The organism is Streptomyces viridosporus, assembly GCF_002078235.1.
Classification (GTDB): Bacteria; Actinomycetota; Actinomycetes; order Streptomycetales; family Streptomycetaceae; genus Streptomyces; species Streptomyces viridosporus.
Genome location: NZ_MSGP01000014.1, coordinates 1 through 16,435 on the forward strand (window position 1 = coordinate 1; position 16,435 = coordinate 16,435).

Here is a 16,435-nt window from a genome sequence, read left to right on the forward strand (position 1 = left end):
CCGGGCGGCCGGGGCGGCGGCCCCACCGCGGGGCCGGCCGGGTCAGCGCACGAGCAGGTCGAGCAGCCGCTCCACCTCCGCCGCCGGATCGGCGGTGAGCCCGGTGTGCACCGGCCCCGGCTGGACGATGGTGGAACGGGGCGCGATCAGCCAGCGGAAGCGCCGCCCGGCGTCGTCGTGCGCGGCCTGCCCCGCCGCGTCACCGCCCGCGCAGACGCCCTCGACGGCGCGCAGCGCGGCCCGTACGCCGGGCAGGTCGACCTCCGGGTCGAGGGCCAGCAGCCGCGACTCGTCGAGGTGCGTACGGGCCGCGACGAACGACTTGGGGCGGCAGTACACGAGCACCCCCGCGTTGACGCACTCACCGCGTTCGACGCGCGGTACCACCCGCAGCAGCGCGTACTCGAAGACGTGCCGGTCGCTCACTGGTCCCCCTCGAGGCCGTGGATGCGCTGGTGGGCGGTGGCCGCGCGGGCGAGCAGCGGCCGCGCGTACGCCCGCCGGAGTTCGTCCGGCGTGCCGAAACCGGGCTCGCCGGTCAGCCACACGTCGGGGATCTCCGCGGTGACCTCGGCGAGCAGGTCCTCGGTGATCCGCGGCGCCAGTTCCGCGGCGGCCGCGGCCACGTCCGGCGCGAAGGACTTCAGGGCGTGGTCGGAGGCGTCGTAGGGGCGCGCGGCGGAGCTTTCGGCGCCGGGCCAGTTGTGGTGCCAGATCATGGTCGCCCCGTGGTCGATGAGCCAGAGCTCGCCCCGCAGGCGGAGCAGGTTGGGGTTGCGCCAGGAGCGGTCGACGTTGTTCACCAGCGCGTCGAACCAGACGACCCGCCCGGCCTCCTCGGGGCTCACCTCGAAGGCGAGCGGGTCGAAGCCGAGGGCACCGGAGAGGAAGTCCATGCCGAGGTTGGTGCCGCCGCTGGACTTCAGCAGCTCCTGCACCTCCTGGTCGGGCTCACCTAGCCCCAGGACGGGGTCGAGGTCGACGGTGACCAGGCGCGGCACCCTCAGCCCCAGCCGGCGGGCGAGTTCCCCGCAGACCACTTCGGCGACCAGCGTCTTGCGGCCCTGTCCGGCGCCGGTGAACTTCAGGACGTAGGTGCCCAGGTCGTCGGCCTCGATCAGGCCCGGCAGCGAACCGCCCTCGCGCAGGGGTGTGATGTAACGGGTTGCGGTGACCTCGGTCAGCATTTCCCCAGGTTACGCGATCTCTTGACCTTGCAATCCACGACCTTCTCCGGGGCCCTGCGCTCCGGTGACCTCGCAGTCCGCGGCACCCCCAAGGCCCCCCGCGCTCCGGGAAGCCGGCCACGGTCGGCCCCGGCCCTCCCCGCGGAAGCTCCGCCTCCGCCGACGGGAACGGCTCCGCACGACGCTTCGGTTCGTCTGCCGCCGGTGAGGACATGCCGACGGTGGAGGACGGCGTCGGCGGAGGTCCGAAAGCCCCGAACGGGTGTGGCCCCGAACGGGCGTGGCCCCGGACTCACGGGGGAACGGGCCACTCGCCCGACGACTTCACCAAGAGCGGAATAACGCTTTCCGATTTCCGAAAGAAGGATGCCTCACCGAATCCCGGTAATTACCGGCGAGTTACTTACTCCCCGGTATCGCGCAAGGGCCGGCCCGACGCTCGGGATCGACCGGCCGGAAAGCGCCACCAACTCGCCGACCTGCGTCGATTCCCAAGCCCCGGCAAATCGTATGACTTTTATTGACCGGCACCGACCGGGCTGACATCATATTGCGCACCGGGTGAACGGATGAACGGTCGTCCGTGTCGCTTTCCTGTGTCTCACCGACCGGGTCCCGCGGGCCCGTTCGCTCTTTCTTGCCGCGCGCCGCACCGGAGATCGCCCAATGGCGGGAGTCCCGGAGCGAGTTGCGAAAAGCATCCGCACATCGATGTGCATGGCCGAGGTGAACCGATCACACCTGCCCCGGCACCGCCGTTCCCGCGCCGACGGATCGATCCCACTGGAAGTACGGCACTTCCCGATCCGTCGTCCGCAGCGGAGGCACCGCCGAACGGAGGTTTACGCTGTTGTCCGTCGACCAGATGATCAAGTTATCGGGCGTGGAGCGCATCCGCACCCGGGACCCGAACAACCACCTGCACTGCCGAAAGACCCAGCTGCTGGCGTACGTCGGCGGTCGCACCCCCTGGTCCGACCTGCTGATGTACGGGGCGCTGGGCTCCACTTCGGCCATCCACCGCCACTGTTACCTGCGCGGCAAGGACCGTTGGGCGTTCGACACCCCCTACGTGACCGAGGACGACCTGCGCCTGCTCGGGTTCGAGGTGTTCTCGGCCGGGACCGTGGACCTGGCCCGTTTCGAGTCCGGTCTGCCCGGGTTCCTCGCCGCGGGACAACCGGTCTTCTTCTACGCGCCCCGGCACCACTTCCCCCACTGGGTGGAGTTCATGCGCCGGGCCGGCACGGTCCCCGAGGAGTACGGACTCCTGCACTCGTTCCTCGTCTGCGGGGCGAGCGGCACCGACGTCCTGCTGGTCGACAACGTCACCGACGACCACGAGTACGTCCCGCTGACCGTGGGGTGGGACGTACTGCGCGACGGCCACGCCCGGGAACCCGAACGCTGGTTCACCGGCTGCGCCACCGTCCGGCAGACGTCCGACGCCCCCGACCGGGACGGATTCGAGGCCGCCTACCGCGCGTTCCTGGCCGGTTTCCGCGACGGCTTCGAGCTCTACGACGTCATCGGTGACCACCTCGTCGTGGAGCGGGCGTCGGTCTCCGCCACGTACCGGGCGCCCGGCGTCAACAGCATGGCGCTGCTGGCCGGTTCACGGGCCTTGTTCCGCCGCTTCCTGGCACACACCGCACACGGTGAGCAGGTCCGCGTCGCATACGCCCGCATCGCGCAGCTGGCCGCCGTGCTGTCGGACCGGGTCACCGCCTTCCAGGCCGGGCTGCCCGCGCTGCCGGCGGACCGGATCCGCCGCGGCCTCGCCCACCTGCGGCTGCGCGAGCAGCAGGCGGCACGGCTCCTCGCCGAGGAGGCGGCCGACCTCCCGCAGATCCTTCCGGTCCCGGTCACCGGCCGGTAGCCGCACCACACGGGGAAGAGAAGTGCGACGATTATTCCTGTTCAGCGGCATGGCGGGCCTGCACGGTCCGCCGCTCGCCGCACTGCGGGCGCTGTACGCGCGGCCGGAGAACGCGCGGTACTTCACCACCGCGGCCGAGGCGGTGGCGCGCGTGCTCGACCACGTCGGCGCGGACGCCTACCGCCGGGAGCTGCCCGGCGGCATCCCGCTGACCGCCTGGCTGCGCGGCGACCCTCCGGACGCCGACGCCCTGGACCACTCCATCGTGGACGGGCTCTGCGCCCACCTCTACCAACTGTGCCTGCTGCAGCCCGCCGTCGGCGGCGCGGACGGCGGCCGGCCCGCGCCGGTGGCCGCCATCGGTCACAGCCTGGGTCTGATCGGCGCGATGGTCGCCGGGCTGGGCCTGACCGATCGCCGCCAGTACACGGCGTTCTGCCACGACGTGATCGCGATGACCGCGCTGACGCTGATCCGCTGCCACCAGTCGGCGCCGCCGCGGACGGGCGCGGCCGGGCCGATGGCGGCCGTGCTGGGCCTGCCGGCCGGGGAACTGCGCGAGCTGGTGACGGACTCCCCGGTGCACCTGGCTCTCGCGAACTCCGGCCGCTCGCACGTGCTGGCCGGGGATCCGGCCGATCTCGCCGGCTTCCGGGCGGGACACGCGCGGCGGCTGGCCGAGCCGGGGGTGCGCTGGACCTATCTGCGCAGTACCGCGCCGTTCCACACGCCGCTCCTGGAGCCGGCGGTGCGCGCGGCGCTGGAGGACCGGCACTTCATGACGTTCCCGCTCACCGGCGACCGGCTGGCCGTGCCGGTGTACGTCGCCGACGCGCCGGTCAACCTCCAGCACCGCGGTGACCTGCTGCCGGACGTCCTCGCCCACGCGGTGTGCCGCCCGCTGGACTGGCCCGGCACGGTCCGCGCCGCGATCGAGGGCTGCCGGCCCGACCAGGTGGTCGACTTCGGACCGGGCCCGTCGGCCCGGGTGTTCACCCGGGAGACCCTGCGCGGCAGCCACAACGGCCTGCGCTACCGCAGTGTCCCCGCACCAACCGCTTGAGTGAGGAGCGTGCACGCATGCACTGTCTGGTCTTTCCCGGCCAGGGCGTCCAGCGCAAGGGCATGGGAGAGGAACTGTTCGAGCGGTACCCGCGGGAGACCGCGGCCGCGGCCGAGTTGCTCGGCCACTCCGTGGCGGACCTGTGCCGCGACGACCCCGGCGACCGGCTCTCCGACACCCGCTACGCGCAACCGGCCGTCTTCCTCGTGAACGCGCTGGCCTGGCGGGACCTCGAGCGCGAAGGCCGGCGGTACGACTACTTCGCCGGGCACAGCCTGGGCGAGTTCAACGCGCTGGTGGCCGCCGGAGTCCTCGACCTGATGGACGGCCTGGCGCTGGTCCGGCACCGCGCCGAGCTGATGGCCGGCATCACCCACGGCGCGATGGTCGCGGTGGTCGGGCCGGACCCGGCACGGGTCGAGGCGACGCTGCACCGCGCCGGGCTCAACCTGGTGCACGTCGCCAACCACAACAGCGACCAGCAGGTGACGGTGGCCGGGGACCGGCCGCAACTGGCGCTCGCCGTCAAGGCACTGCGCGGCCAGGGCGCCCGGATCCTGCCGGTGCGCGTCAGCGGCCCGTTCCACACCCCCCTCATGGCCTCGGCCGGCCGGGCGTTCGCGGCGGTCCTGCGCGGATACGAGTTCCGCGCCGGGCACACACCGGTGATGTCCAGCGTCACCGGCACGGAGTTCGCCCCGGACCGGGCGGTCCAGCTGCTCAGCAGGCAGATCCACCGCCCGGTGGAGTGGGTGCGCGCGGTCCGGGCCCTGCGCGCGGCCGGCGTCGACCGCTTCGACGAGGTCAACGGCACCACCCTCACCACCTTCATCGCACGGATCGCCGCACAGCCGACGGAGGAACGGATATGACCACGGACATCGCTGTCGTCGGACTGTCCGTCGAAGTGCCGGACGCGCCGGACCAGCACGCGTTCTGGGACGTCGTCCGCACCGGCCGCAGCCTCACCCGGCCGTTCCCGGCGCAGCGGCGCCGGGAGGTCGAGGAGTACCTGCGCTACCACTGGGAATCGGCGCTGGTGCCGGACGCCGAGGACCGGGTCGAGTTCCACGACGGCAGCTTCCTGGACCGGGTGGACCTGTTCGACCACGCCTTCTTCGGCATGACCCCGAAGCAGGCCGCGGTCACCGACCCGCACCAGCGGCTGGTCCTGCGCACGATGTACCGCGCGCTGGAGGACGCCGGCTACACCGGCGAGCGGCTGGCCGGCAGCCGCACCGGCGTGTACGTCGGCTACGCCGGCAACCCCGGCTGGTCGTACCTGGAGTACTTCTGCCGCGTCGACCCCGCGCTGGGACAGCTCGGCATCACCGGCAACATCGTCACGATGCTGGCCAACCGGCTCTCGTACCTGTTCGACCTGCGCGGGCCCAGCATGGTGATCGACAGTGCCTGCTCGGCGTCGCTGCTGGCGTTGCACCAGGCCAGGGCCGCGCTGCTGCTGGGCGACTGCGAGACGGCCGTGGTGGCCGGCACCCGGATCGTGCTGGCGCCGGTGCGGCACCCGCACACCCGGATCGGCATCGAGTCGTCCGACGGCGTGACCCGTACGTTCGACGAGGGCGCGGACGGCACCGGCTTCGGCGAGGGGTCCGGGGCCGTGGTGCTCAAACGGCTGGACCGTGCGCTGGCGGACGGCGACCAGGTGTACGCGGTCGTCAAGGGCAGCGCGGTCAACCACGACGGCAGGTCCGAGATGATGACCGCGCCGGACGCCGGGGCCCAGGCCGACCTGCTGGAGAGCGCGTGGCGGAACGCCGGCGTGGATCCCCGCACGATCGGCTACCTGGAGGTGCACGGCACCGCCACCCGGGTCGGCGACCCCGTCGAGTTCGAGGGGCTGCGGCGGGCGTTCGCCGCCCGGACCGACGACCGGCGGTTCTGCGCGGTGGGCACGGTGAAGGCGAACATCGGCCACCTCTTCGAGGGCTCGGGCGTGATGGGCGTGATCAAGGCCGCGCTCGCGCTGCGGAACCGCGTGATCCCGCCGCTGGCGAACTACGCACGGCCGAACAGCGCGATCGACCTCGACGGGGGCCCGGTGTACGTGCCTCGGGAAGCACGCGCGTGGCCGGAGGGGGACGGCCCCCGCCGCGCCGGGGTCAGCGCCTTCGGCCTCGGCGGAACCAACGCGCACGTCGTGCTGGAGGAGTTCGTCGCGGCACCGGAGGAGCCGGCGGAGTCCGGCACGGACCGGCCGCCCTACCTGTTCACGCTCAGCGCGCAGAGCCCCGCGTCGCTCGGCCGGCTGGTCACCCGCTACCGCGAGGCGATCGACGACGGCCGGATCGACGGGAGCGTCCGGGACGTGTGCTGGACCTCGAACGTCTCCCGCGCCGGACACCGGCACCGGCTCGCCTACACGGTCGACGGCCTGGCCGGCCTGCGGGCGGCGCTGGCGGCCACCGAGGCCGGTGAGGTGCCGGACGCCGCCCGCACCGACGCCGCCCGCGACTGGGCCGGCGGCTCCGCTCTCGATCTGCGGGCCCAGTACGGCGGGCAGCGTCCGCGGACCGTGCACCTGCCGCCGTACGAGTTCGACGAGACCCGCGCCTGGATCGACTTCCCCGAGACCTGGCGCGACCGGTTCGCGCCGGCCGCGCCGCAGGTCGAACACCCGCTGACGCACGAGGTGGACTTCGCGCCGGCGCCGCTCGCCCGGGACGGCGCCCCGTCGGCCCGCGTGCTGGCGCTGGTGGGCCCGGCCGCGGCCGACACCGTGGCCGCCGCCCTGCCGCCGGACGCGGTGCTGCGCGCGCCGGGCGACGCGGACACCGAACCGGACCGGCTCGCCGAGGAACTCGTCGACGAGGGGTACACCCACCTGGTGTACGCGCCGGCCTTCGACGAGGAGCCGGCGGCCGATCCTGCGGAACTGGACCGCCGTGTCGACGAGCACCTGATCGGTCTCTTCCGGCTGGCGAGGGCGCTGATGCACGCGAGCGCCGGGGTCGACCTCGTGGTGCTGACCCGACGGGCGCTGGCGGTCGTGCCCGGCGAGCCCGGCGCGGTCCCGGAACACGCGGCGCTCGCCGGACTGGCCAAGGCCGTCGGCCGGGAATACCCGTACGTGACCGTCCGGTTGCTCGACATCGACGACGCGGTGCCGGCCGAGCTGCTGCGCACGGAGATCCTCGCCGCGCAAGCCGGCGTGTACGCGCTGCGCGGCAAGGACAAGTACCGCGAGTCCTTCGCCGAGCTGCCGGAGATCCCGGCGGTCCGCGACACGTACCTGCGGCCCGGCGGCGCCTACCTGATCACCGGCGGTCTCGGCGGCATCGGTCTGGAGACGGCCCGGCACTTCGCGGCCGGCGCCCCCGGCATCCACCTGTACCTCCTCGGCCGCACCGGCCTGCCGCCGCGGGCCGAGTGGGACGCGATCGCCGCCGACCCGCAGCACCCCGCCGCGGCGCGCGTCACGGCGGTCCGCGGGATGACCTCGCTCGGCGCCACCGTGCACCCGGTGGCCGCCGACGTCGCCGACGAGGCCGCGCTGGCGGACGTCCTGGCCGCGATCCGCGCCGCGCACGGCCGGGTGGACGGCATCGTGCACGCCGCCGGCGTGCCCGGCGAGAACCTCATCGCGTACCGGGACGCCGCCGGGTTCGCGTCCGTGCTGCGGCCGAAGCTGCGCGGCGCGTTCCTGCTGCACCATCTGACCCGGGACGACCGGCCCGACTTCGTGCTGCACATGTCCTCGGTGGCCGCGGTGTTCCCGGCGCTCGGGCAGGCCGACTACGCGGCCGCGAACCTCTACCTGGACCACCTGGCCCGCACGCTGGACACACCGGAGCACCGCGTGGTCAGCGTCGACTGGGTGTCCTGGCGGGAGGTCGGCATGGCGGTCGCCGCCGGCACCCACGAGGACCTGGCGTTCCGGTCGCTGCGCACCCGCACCGGCCTCGACCTGATCGACGCGGCGCTGCGCGGCGACCGGGCGGGGTTCTTCGCCGGTGAGGTCAACTACACCAGCGACCTGATGAGCGTCCTGCCGACGTACCCCGTGGCCCTTTCCCCGGACATCGAGGACAAGATCGAGAAGGGGCTGGCCGCGCTCGCGGAGCGGACCAGGCGGAACGTCGCCCGTGTGCGCGAGGCGGTGGAGTCCACCGAGGTGCGGCTGACCGGGCGTCCGGACGGCGCGTACACCGACAGGGAACGCTTGGTGGGCCGCTGCCTGGCGCACGTCCTCGGTCATCCGACGATCGACGTCCACGCCGACTTCCGGGACCTGGGCGCCGACTCGATCATGGCGCTGACCATCGGCAACAGCATCTCCGCCTGCCTGGGGCGCCCGTTCGACACCGTCGACCTGATGAGCGAGCGCACCGTGGCCGCCGTCGGCCGGCTCATCGAGGCCAAGTACGACACGGCCGTGCCGGGCGAGTCGGAGGGCGACGACCACGGCGATGACGACGCGTGGCTCGACGAGCTGCTGACCACCCCCGGAGACTGACGTGCCGGACCTGACGCGGGGTCCGGTCCTGACCGGCATCGTCGGCCTCGCGGCCCCGCTGGCCCTGGCCAACCTGCTCCAGCAGGGGTACCTGCTGGTCGACAGCGCGGTCGTCGGCCGGTACGTGGGCGTCACCGGACTGGCCGCGATGGGCGCGGCACAGCCGCTGTACGCGATGTTGAGCTCGCTGTTCACCGGTGTCTCCGCCGCGTTCGCGGTACGGCTCGGGCACCTCGCCGGCGCCGGGCGGCGCGACGATCCGAACGCGCTGCTGGCGCTCGCGGTCTGCACCGGGGCGTGGTCGGCGGTCTGCGCCGCGGTCGCGGTGCCGGCCGCGGCGCCGCTGCTGGCGCTGACCGGTGTGACCGGCGAGGTCGCCGCCGAGGCCCGCACCTTCACGGTGACGCTGTGCTCGGGCCTGGTCACCGTCTACGCGCTGGGCGCGGTGTGCGCGGTGCTGACCGGCCGCGGCGACGCCCGTCGGGCCACCGGTCTGATGATCGCCGCGAGCGTGCTGAACGCCGTGCTCGCCTGGCTGTTCGTGGGTGCCTGGCGGTTCGGGATCGGGGGCGCGGCGCTGGCCGTGCTGGTCGCCAACGCGCTGACCGCGGCGGCCGGCCTGACCCGCCTGGTGCGCGAGCAGCGCCGGCGGCCGGCCGGGGCGGCCGCGGTCACGGCTGCCGCGGTGCGCGCCGAGGTGCGGCGCGCACTGCGGATCGGCGCTCCCATGGCCGTGCAGTACCTGCTGATCGGCGTCGGCGTGCTGGTGCTGGTGTGGATCATCACGCCGTTCGGCGAGGAGGCCCTCGCGGCGCTGACCGTCGTCGCCCGGCTGGAACTGCTGACCGGCGTGCTGTTCCTCAATCTGTCCGGCGCGCTGATGGTGTTCACCGCGCAGAACACCGGCGCCGGCCGGACCGCGCGCATCCGCGAGGGGGTCCGCCACGCGGTGTGGCTGGGCGTCGCGCTCACCGCGGTGGTGTCCCTGCTGCTGCTCGTCGGACGCGGGCCGATCGCCGCGCTGTTCTCCGGCAGCCCGGAGACCCGGCTGGTGACCGAGCGGTACATCCTCATCACGGCGCCGTTCTTCCTGTGCTACACGCTGACGGTCGTGCTGCACGGCTGGTTCAACGGCATCACCCGCACCGTCGTGCCGCTGTTCTGCACGGTGGCGTCGCTGGGCGTGGTCCGGCTGCCGTTGTCGTACGCGCTGGGCCACGCGTGGGGGGTGGACGGCATCATGTGGGCGACGGTGATCGGCTGGGCCGTGGGGCTGGGCTGCACGCTGCTGGCCGCCCGGTACGCGGTGGCCGCACCGCCCCCGGACCGCGGTGGGGAAGCCCGCCCGATGGCGGAGCCGGGCAGGAGGGCCGACCGGTGATCCGATCACTGTTCGTCAGCGACGTCCTGCCCCGCCGCCCCGCCGGCGGCTCGGTGCAGCGCATGGACCTGGTGACCGGAGCACTCGCCGGGCTGGGCCCGGTGGACGCGCTCTTCCTCGCGCCGCCGGGCACCGTGCTTCCACCGGACGGGACCGCCCGCTTCGCCCGCGCCGGGGTCGCCGCCGTACCGCCGTACACGGGCACCCGCGCCTTCCTGGAGATCACCGTGCGCGGGCCGTCCGCCGCCTACGCCGGTCACCGGCGGCGCACGCTCGCGCCCGCCCTGCCCGGCTGGTCGACCGGCACCCGCTACGACCTGGTGTGGTTCAACCGGGAACGCGTCTGGTTGCCGCTGCGCGGCCGGTTCACCGGCCGCACCGTCGTCGACGTGGACGACTTCGAGGACGTGCTGATCCGCCGCTGGCGGCAGCTCGGCCGGGGGGTGTGGGACGTGCCGCTGACGCCGTGGCAGCGCGTGCAGGCGCGCCGTTCGATCGCCTGGTGGGGCCGCGTCCACCGGCGGCTGGCACGGGAGGTGGACGTGGCCGTGGTCGCCTGCGCCCGCGACGCCGACCGGCTGGGCGCGGGGCGCACGGTGGTGGTGCCGAACACGTTTCCCGCCCGCCCCTCGAAATCGCCGCGAGCCGACGGCGGCGGCGCGACCATCCTGTTCCAGGGCTCCTTCGACTGGGCGCCCAACGCGGACGCCGCCGGCTGGCTGACCGGTGAGATCCTGCCGCTGATCCGCGAGCGGGTGCCGGACGCGACGGTCGTGCTGGCCGGGGAGTCCACCCCGGGCGTCGCCGCACTGGCCGGCCCGCACGTCGAGGTCACCGGCGCGGTCCCGAGCATGACGCCCTATCTGCGCGCCGCCGACCTGGTCGTGGTGCCGCTGCGCGTGGGCAGCGGCACCCGCATCAAGATCCTCGAAGCGTTCGCGCACGGCGTGCCGGTGGTCAGCACCACGGTCGGCGCCGAGGGCCTCGACGTCGTCGCCGGTGAGCACCTGGCCGTCGCCGACACCGCCGACGGCCTGGCCCGGCACTGCGCGGACCTGCTCACCGACCGGGCCCGCAGGGACGCGACGGCCGCCGCCGCGCGCCGGTTGCACGCCGACCGGTACCTGCCCGAGCACGCGGCCGCCCGCGTACGGCAGGCGGCCCGGCGGGCCGGGCACGGGTACGGACGTTGACGCTGAGAGCGAAACGTCAGCCGTGGTTCACGCCGTCCCGACCCCGGTCGGGCCACACTCTCGGCAGTGCCTGAACAGGGCGGGATCTGAACAGCGCGGGCCCGCCGACCGTACCTCTGCGCAGATCACCGGATCACGCATCCTCCCGGAAGGGACACACCTGCATGACCAGCGCATCGTTCCAGTCCTCTCCCGAGTTCCCGGCTCCGCCCGAGCAGGGCGGCGCCCCCGCCGGACCGGCCCGTCGAACCGTCGTGGCCGCGGCCGGAGCGGCGGGCCTCGCCGTCGCGCTGACCGCGTGCGGAGGTTCCGACGACGCGTCGTCGTCCTCCTCCACGGACTCCGGCTCACCGGGTGGCGGCGGCGCGGACAGCGGTGGTTCGGGCGGAGGCGAGGAAGCCGCCGCCGGTCCCGCGCTCGCCGCGACCGCCGACATCCCCGAGGGCGGCGGGAAGGTCTTCGCCGACCGCAAGGTGGTGGTCACCCAGCCGACGGCGGGCGAGTTCAAGGCGTTCTCGGCGACGTGCACCCATCAGGGGTGCGCGGTGAAGAGCGTCGCCGACGGGGTCATCAACTGCCCCTGTCACAACAGCAACTTCTCCATCACCGACGGCAGTGTGCAGAGCGGCCCGGCGACCAAGCCGCTGCCCTCCGTGCAGATCGACGTCAGCGACGGCTCGATCACCCTCGTCTGAACCGCCGGCGCCGGACCGTGCGGCGCCGGTGGCCGGGACGAGGGGCGACGCTCATCGCGGGGTGCGGTCGGAGGGCGCCCCCGCGGCACCGCCGCGCCGGCCGGGCCCCGTCGCGGGCGGCGGGCGAGGTCGCACGGTGCGACGGGCACCCCGCCCTTGCGCGGGCGAGGAGGACGACTCGTCCTTCCCGACGTGATGTCAGGGCATCTCCCTCCGGTACGACGTGAGAGAAGAGGGACCGTATGACCGCCACGCAGCGCCGGGGCCGGAAGATCATGATGACGCCGGGTGAGCTGGACGACTTCCTCACCGGTCAGCGCACCTGCCGGGTCGCCACGGTGTCCGCCGACGGCGCGCCGCACGTCAGCGCGCTCTGGTTCGTCTGGGACGGCGTCTCGCTGTGGCTGTACTCGGTCGTCCGCAGCAAGCGCTGGGCGGACCTGCGCCGGGACCCCCGGGTGGCGATCGCGGTGGACACCGGCGAGGAGTACGACGAGCTGCGCGGCGCGGAGCTGTCCGGGCGGATGGAGTTCGTGGGCGAGGTCCCGCGCACCGGCGAGCTGCGCGCGGAACTCGACGTCCCCGAGACCCTGTTCGCCCGGAAGTACTTCGGCCTGGACGAGATGCCCCACGACGGCCGGCACGCCTGGATGCGGCTGACCCCGGAGAAGGTCGTGTCCTGGGACTTCAGGAAGTTGGGGGCGCTCCCGTAGCGGGCGGCTCGGCGGTGGACGGGGCGGCGGCCGGCCCGCCGCTCACCCCGCGCCCTGCTCCCGGTCCCCTCCTCCGGCCGCGCCGACGCTCTCCCCGGCCTCCCGCAGCGCCCGCACCGCCGCGCGGATCGAGGGGCGGCGGTCGGCGTCGGCACGCCAGACGACGAACACGTGCCGCCGCATGCGCTGTCTGAGCGGGAGGGTCACCACCCCGTCGGGCAGCGGGTCGCGGCCGAGCAGCGGGGCGATGCAGACGCCGAGCCCCGCGGCGACCAGGGCGAGCTGGGTGTGGCTCTCGGCGGCACGGTGGCCGACGATCGGCTCGATGCCCTTGGAGCGCAGCGTGAACATCAGCCACTCGTGGCAGAACTCGCCCTCGCCCCAGGTGATCCACTCGTCCTCGGCGAACTCGGCCAGGTCCGCCTCGGCACGGTCCGCGAGCCGGTGGCCGGCCGGGAGCGCCACATCGGCCGGGTCGTCCAGGACGGGCGCCTTGACCAGGCCGTCGGGCAGCGGCATCGGCTTGTTGTACCAGTCGAGCACCACCGCGAGGTCGAGGTCTCCGCGCACCACGCCCGCGACGCCCCGCTCCGGTTCCAGCTCGCGGGAGCGCACGCGCAGCGCGGGATGCCGTCGGCGCAGGTCCGCGAGCGCCACGGGGAACAGTCCCCGCGCGGCGGTCGGGAACGCCGAGACGCGCAGCTCACCGGCGACCTGACCGCGCTGCGCCTCCAGGTCGGACTGGGCGAGTTGCACCTGGGACAGGATGCGCGCGGCGTGCTCGGCGAGCAGCCGGCCCGCGTCCGTGAGCCGGACGCCGCGCCCGTTCTTGGCGAGCAGTTGCTGGCCGACCTCGCGCTCCAGCTTGGCCATCTGCTGCGAGACGGCCGAGGTCGTGATGTGCAGGCCCGCGGCCGCACCGCTGACCGAGCCGTGCCGGGCGAGGGCGTCGAGGGTGCGCAGGCGCTCCAGGTTCAACATGTAAGCGATGCTACGCAATATCAAGTGTGAAATCTCGATTGTGCTACGAGATGATGTCCATCATCGTTACGCCCATGAGCAGCGTCACCGCGACCACCACGCCGGACCCCACCACGCCGGATCCCACCGCGCCGGACCCCATGACGCCGGGTCAGGACGGCCCCGTCCCGAACGGCACCCGCCCCCGCCTGGACTGGCGGCTCCGCTTCGGCGCGCTGTCCCTGATCTGGGGTTTCAGCTTCCTCCTCATCAAGGTCGGCACCCAGGGCTACGCCCCCTTCCAGGTCACGCTCGGCCGGCTGGTCTTCGGGACCGCCGTGCTGGCGGTCGCGATGGCGGTGCGGCGGGAGCGGCTGCCGCGCGGCGCGCGCACCTGGGGCCATCTCGCGGTCGCCGGGTTCCTGCTGAATGCGCTGCCCTTCTCGCTGTTCGCGTTCGCGGAACTCACCATCCCGTCCACCCTGGCGGGCATCTGCAACGCGACCTCGCCGCTGTGGGGCATGGCCCTGTCCCTGGTCGCCCTCTCCGAGGACCGTCCGACCCGGGTGCGGGTGGCGGGGCTGGGCCTGGGCTTCCTCGGGGTGCTGACCGTGCTGGGAGCCTGGCAGGGCTTCCAGGGCCTGGAGGCCCGGGGCACGGCGCTGGCCCTGCTGGCCTCGCTGAGCTACCCCGTCGGCTGGATCTACGTCCGTCGCACCCTGGCGGGCAGCAGTCACTCGAACCTGTCCCTGACCGGCGGCCAGTTGCTGCTCGCCACCCTCCAACTGGCCGTGGTGACACCGCTGTTCACCACCCTTCCGACCGACTTCGCCGTCGGGCCGCTGCTGGCGGTCGCGGCGCTGGGCACGCTGGGCACGGGTCTGGCGGTGCTCATCCAGTACGGCCTGGTCGCCGAGGTCGGCCCGACGACCGGCCAGATGGTCACGTACTTCATCCCGGTGATCGCCGCCGCGGCGGGCGTCGTGCTCCTCGGCGAGACGCTGGTCTGGTCGACACCGGTGGGCGCGGTGATCGTGCTGGCGGGCGCGGCGCTGTGGCGGGGCACCACCCGGCGCGGCCGTGCCCTCCTGGGACTCGGTCTCGGCGTCGCCGACCTGCTGGTCCTGATGGCGTTCGTCCAGGCGGACCAGACGTTCTCGTGGAGCCTGTGAGCGGGTGAGCCCGTGAGCCGGCGCCGCATCCCGGCCGACCGCGATCCGGAGCCGGAGCGCCGGGGCCCGTAGAATCGGCCCCACCATGGCTTACCTCGACCACGCCGCGACCACCCCGATGCTTCCCGAGGCGGTCGAGGCACTCACCGCGCACCTGGGTGTCACCGGCAACGCCTCCTCCCTCCACGCGGCCGGCCGCCGGGCCCGCCGCACCGTCGAGGAGGCCCGCGAAACCCTCGCCGAAGCCCTCGGCGCCCGCCCCAGCGAGGTGGTCTTCACCTCCGGCGGCACCGAGGCCGACAACCTCGCCGTGAAGGGCCTGTACTGGTCCCGCCGCGACGCGGACCCGGCCCGCACCCGGGTCCTCGCCAGCCCCGTCGAGCACCACGCCGTCCTCGACGCCGTCCACTGGCTCGGTGAGCACGAGGGCGCCACCGTCGAGTACCTGCCGGTCGACTCCCACGGCCGGGTCCACCCGGACGCCCTGCGCGAGGCCGTCGCCCGCAACCCCGACGACGTCGCCCTCGCCACGGTCATGTGGGCCAACAACGAGATCGGGACCGTCCTGCCGGTCCGTGAACTCGCCGAGGCGGCGGCCGAGTTCGGCGTTCCGCTGCACTCCGACGCGGTCCAGGCCTTCGGCCAGGTCCCGGTGGACTTCGCCGCCTCCGGGCTCGCCGCGATGACGCTGTCCGGCCACAAGATCGGCGGTCCGTACGGCATCGGCGCGCTGGTGCTGGGCCGTGAGCACACCCCCGTGCCGGTCCTGCACGGCGGCGGTCAGGAGCGCCATGTCCGCTCCGGCACGCTGGACGTGCCCGCGATCGCCTCCTTCGCGGTCGCCGGGCGGCTGGCCGCCGAGCAGCAGGAGTGGTTCGCCCGCGAGATCGGCGCCCTGCGCGACGCTCTGGTCGCCGCGGTCCGCGAGGCCGTCCCGGACGCCCTCCTCGGCGGTGACCCCGCGCCCGGGGGACGGCTTCCGGCCAACGCCCACTTCACCTTCCCCGGCTGCGAGGGCGACTCCCTGCTCCTGCTGCTCGACGCCCAGGGCATCGAGTGCTCCACCGGCTCCGCCTGCACCGCCGGCGTCGCCCAGCCCAGCCACGTCCTGCTGGCCACCGGCACCGACCCCGAGCTGGCCCGCGGCACCCTCCGCTTCTCCCTCGGCCACACCTCCACCCAGGCCGACGTGGATGCCCTGGCCAAGGCCATCGGCCCGGCGGTGGAGCGGGCGCGGGTGGCCGGCCTGACGTAAGGCGACGTGCCGGACGCGACGGACGTGACCGGCACACGGCGGACGTGACCGGCACGCACCGGACGCGACGGGCGGGCGTGCGGAGGCGCGCGGGCGCCTCCCTCAGGCTTGCGTCGGAGCCGTCGGTTCCGTCGGTTCCGACGGTTCCGACGGCGCCGTCCGCGCCCGCCGCACCAGCTTCATGTAGCGGTCCCAGTCCCAGTGCGGGCCCGGATCGGTGTGGTCCGTGCCCGGCACCTCGATGTGGCCGATGATGTGCTCCCGGTCGACCGGGATGTCGTACCGCGCGCATATCCGTGCCGTGAGCCGCGCCGAGGCCTCGTACATCTCGTCCGTGAAGTCCTGCGGCCGGTCCACGAACCCCTCGTGCTCGATGCCGACGCTGCGCTCGTTGTAGTCCCGGTTGCCCGCGTGGTACGCCACGTCCAGCTCGCGGATCATCTGGGTGACGCGCCCGTCC

Annotated in this window: 14 protein-coding genes; 10 read left to right on the forward strand and 4 right to left on the reverse strand. The window is 73.8% G+C overall.

The genetic code is table 11. The features are described 5' to 3' along the window. Positions 1-42: 42 nt before the first annotated feature. Both B7L92_RS01110 and B7L92_RS01115 read right to left on the reverse strand, forming a co-directional pair. The gene (locus B7L92_RS01110) at positions 43-426 is read right to left on the reverse strand and encodes a DUF3037 domain-containing protein (RefSeq protein ID WP_081235626.1); all 384 of its coding nucleotides are present in this window, start codon (positions 424-426) and stop codon (positions 43-45) included. Then, a complete protein-coding gene (locus B7L92_RS01115; protein ID WP_004990940.1) occupies positions 423-1,187 on the reverse strand; it encodes a HipA family kinase in 765 nt (254 codons plus the stop codon). Before B7L92_RS01115 ends, B7L92_RS01110 begins: the two co-directional genes overlap by 4 nt. Positions 1,188-2,052: 865 nt before the next feature. Here B7L92_RS01115 and B7L92_RS01120 point away from each other — a divergent pair. From B7L92_RS01120 to B7L92_RS01155, 8 genes are all read left to right on the forward strand, one after another. Then, entirely contained in the window at positions 2,053-3,066 is a 1,014-nt protein-coding gene (locus B7L92_RS01120; protein ID WP_143626213.1) for a hypothetical protein, read from the forward strand. Positions 3,067-3,088: 22 nt separating this feature from the next. Further along, the gene (locus B7L92_RS01125) at positions 3,089-4,129 is read left to right on the forward strand and encodes an ACP S-malonyltransferase (RefSeq protein WP_143626214.1); all 1,041 of its coding nucleotides are present in this window, start codon (positions 3,089-3,091) and stop codon (positions 4,127-4,129) included. A 17-nt stretch (positions 4,130-4,146) separates the two neighbouring features. Beyond that, positions 4,147-5,001: an ACP S-malonyltransferase gene (locus tag B7L92_RS01130; protein ID WP_081235629.1), complete on the forward strand. Its 855-nt coding sequence runs from the start codon at positions 4,147-4,149 to the stop codon at positions 4,999-5,001. Continuing rightward, positions 4,998-8,606: an SDR family NAD(P)-dependent oxidoreductase gene (locus B7L92_RS01135; RefSeq protein ID WP_081235630.1), complete on the forward strand. Its 3,609-nt coding sequence runs from the start codon at positions 4,998-5,000 to the stop codon at positions 8,604-8,606. The genes B7L92_RS01130 and B7L92_RS01135 overlap by 4 nt, the downstream gene beginning before the upstream one ends. 1 nt (position 8,607) lies before the next feature. Then, positions 8,608-9,987: an MATE family efflux transporter gene (locus B7L92_RS01140; RefSeq protein ID WP_081235631.1), complete on the forward strand. Its 1,380-nt coding sequence runs from the start codon at positions 8,608-8,610 to the stop codon at positions 9,985-9,987. After that, complete coding sequence (locus B7L92_RS01145; RefSeq protein WP_081235632.1) at positions 9,984-11,180, forward strand: glycosyltransferase; 1,197 nt, start codon at positions 9,984-9,986, stop codon at positions 11,178-11,180. The genes B7L92_RS01140 and B7L92_RS01145 overlap by 4 nt, the downstream gene beginning before the upstream one ends. Positions 11,181-11,344: 164 nt before the next feature. Beyond that, positions 11,345-11,875 (forward strand): Rieske (2Fe-2S) protein, encoded by a 531-nt coding sequence (locus tag B7L92_RS01150; protein ID WP_081235633.1) that lies wholly within the window; start codon positions 11,345-11,347, stop codon positions 11,873-11,875. Positions 11,876-12,117: 242 nt separating this feature from the next. Further along, positions 12,118-12,588, forward strand: a complete 471-nt coding sequence (locus B7L92_RS01155; protein ID WP_004990938.1) for a pyridoxamine 5'-phosphate oxidase family protein — start codon at positions 12,118-12,120, stop codon at positions 12,586-12,588. Positions 12,589-12,630: 42 nt separating this feature from the next. Here the strand turns inward: B7L92_RS01155 and B7L92_RS01160 are convergent, their stop codons facing one another. Then, positions 12,631-13,569, reverse strand: coding sequence for a LysR family transcriptional regulator (locus B7L92_RS01160; protein WP_081235634.1), 939 nt, complete (start codon positions 13,567-13,569; stop codon positions 12,631-12,633). Positions 13,570-13,643: 74 nt separating this feature from the next. Here B7L92_RS01160 and B7L92_RS01165 point away from each other — a divergent pair, with 74 nt between their 5' ends. Together B7L92_RS01165 and B7L92_RS01170 are read left to right on the forward strand one after the other, a co-directional pair. Next, a complete protein-coding gene (locus B7L92_RS01165) occupies positions 13,644-14,720 on the forward strand; it encodes a DMT family transporter (RefSeq protein ID WP_174703902.1) in 1,077 nt (358 codons plus the stop codon). Positions 14,721-14,805: 85 nt separating this feature from the next. Next, entirely contained in the window at positions 14,806-15,975 is a 1,170-nt protein-coding gene (locus B7L92_RS01170) for a cysteine desulfurase family protein (RefSeq protein WP_081235635.1), read from the forward strand. A 102-nt stretch (positions 15,976-16,077) separates the two neighbouring features. Here the strand turns inward: B7L92_RS01170 and B7L92_RS01175 are convergent. Then, positions 16,078-16,435, reverse strand: a 358-nt coding sequence (locus B7L92_RS01175) for an N-acetylmuramoyl-L-alanine amidase (protein ID WP_143626215.1), incomplete at its 5' end; no start/stop codon positions are given.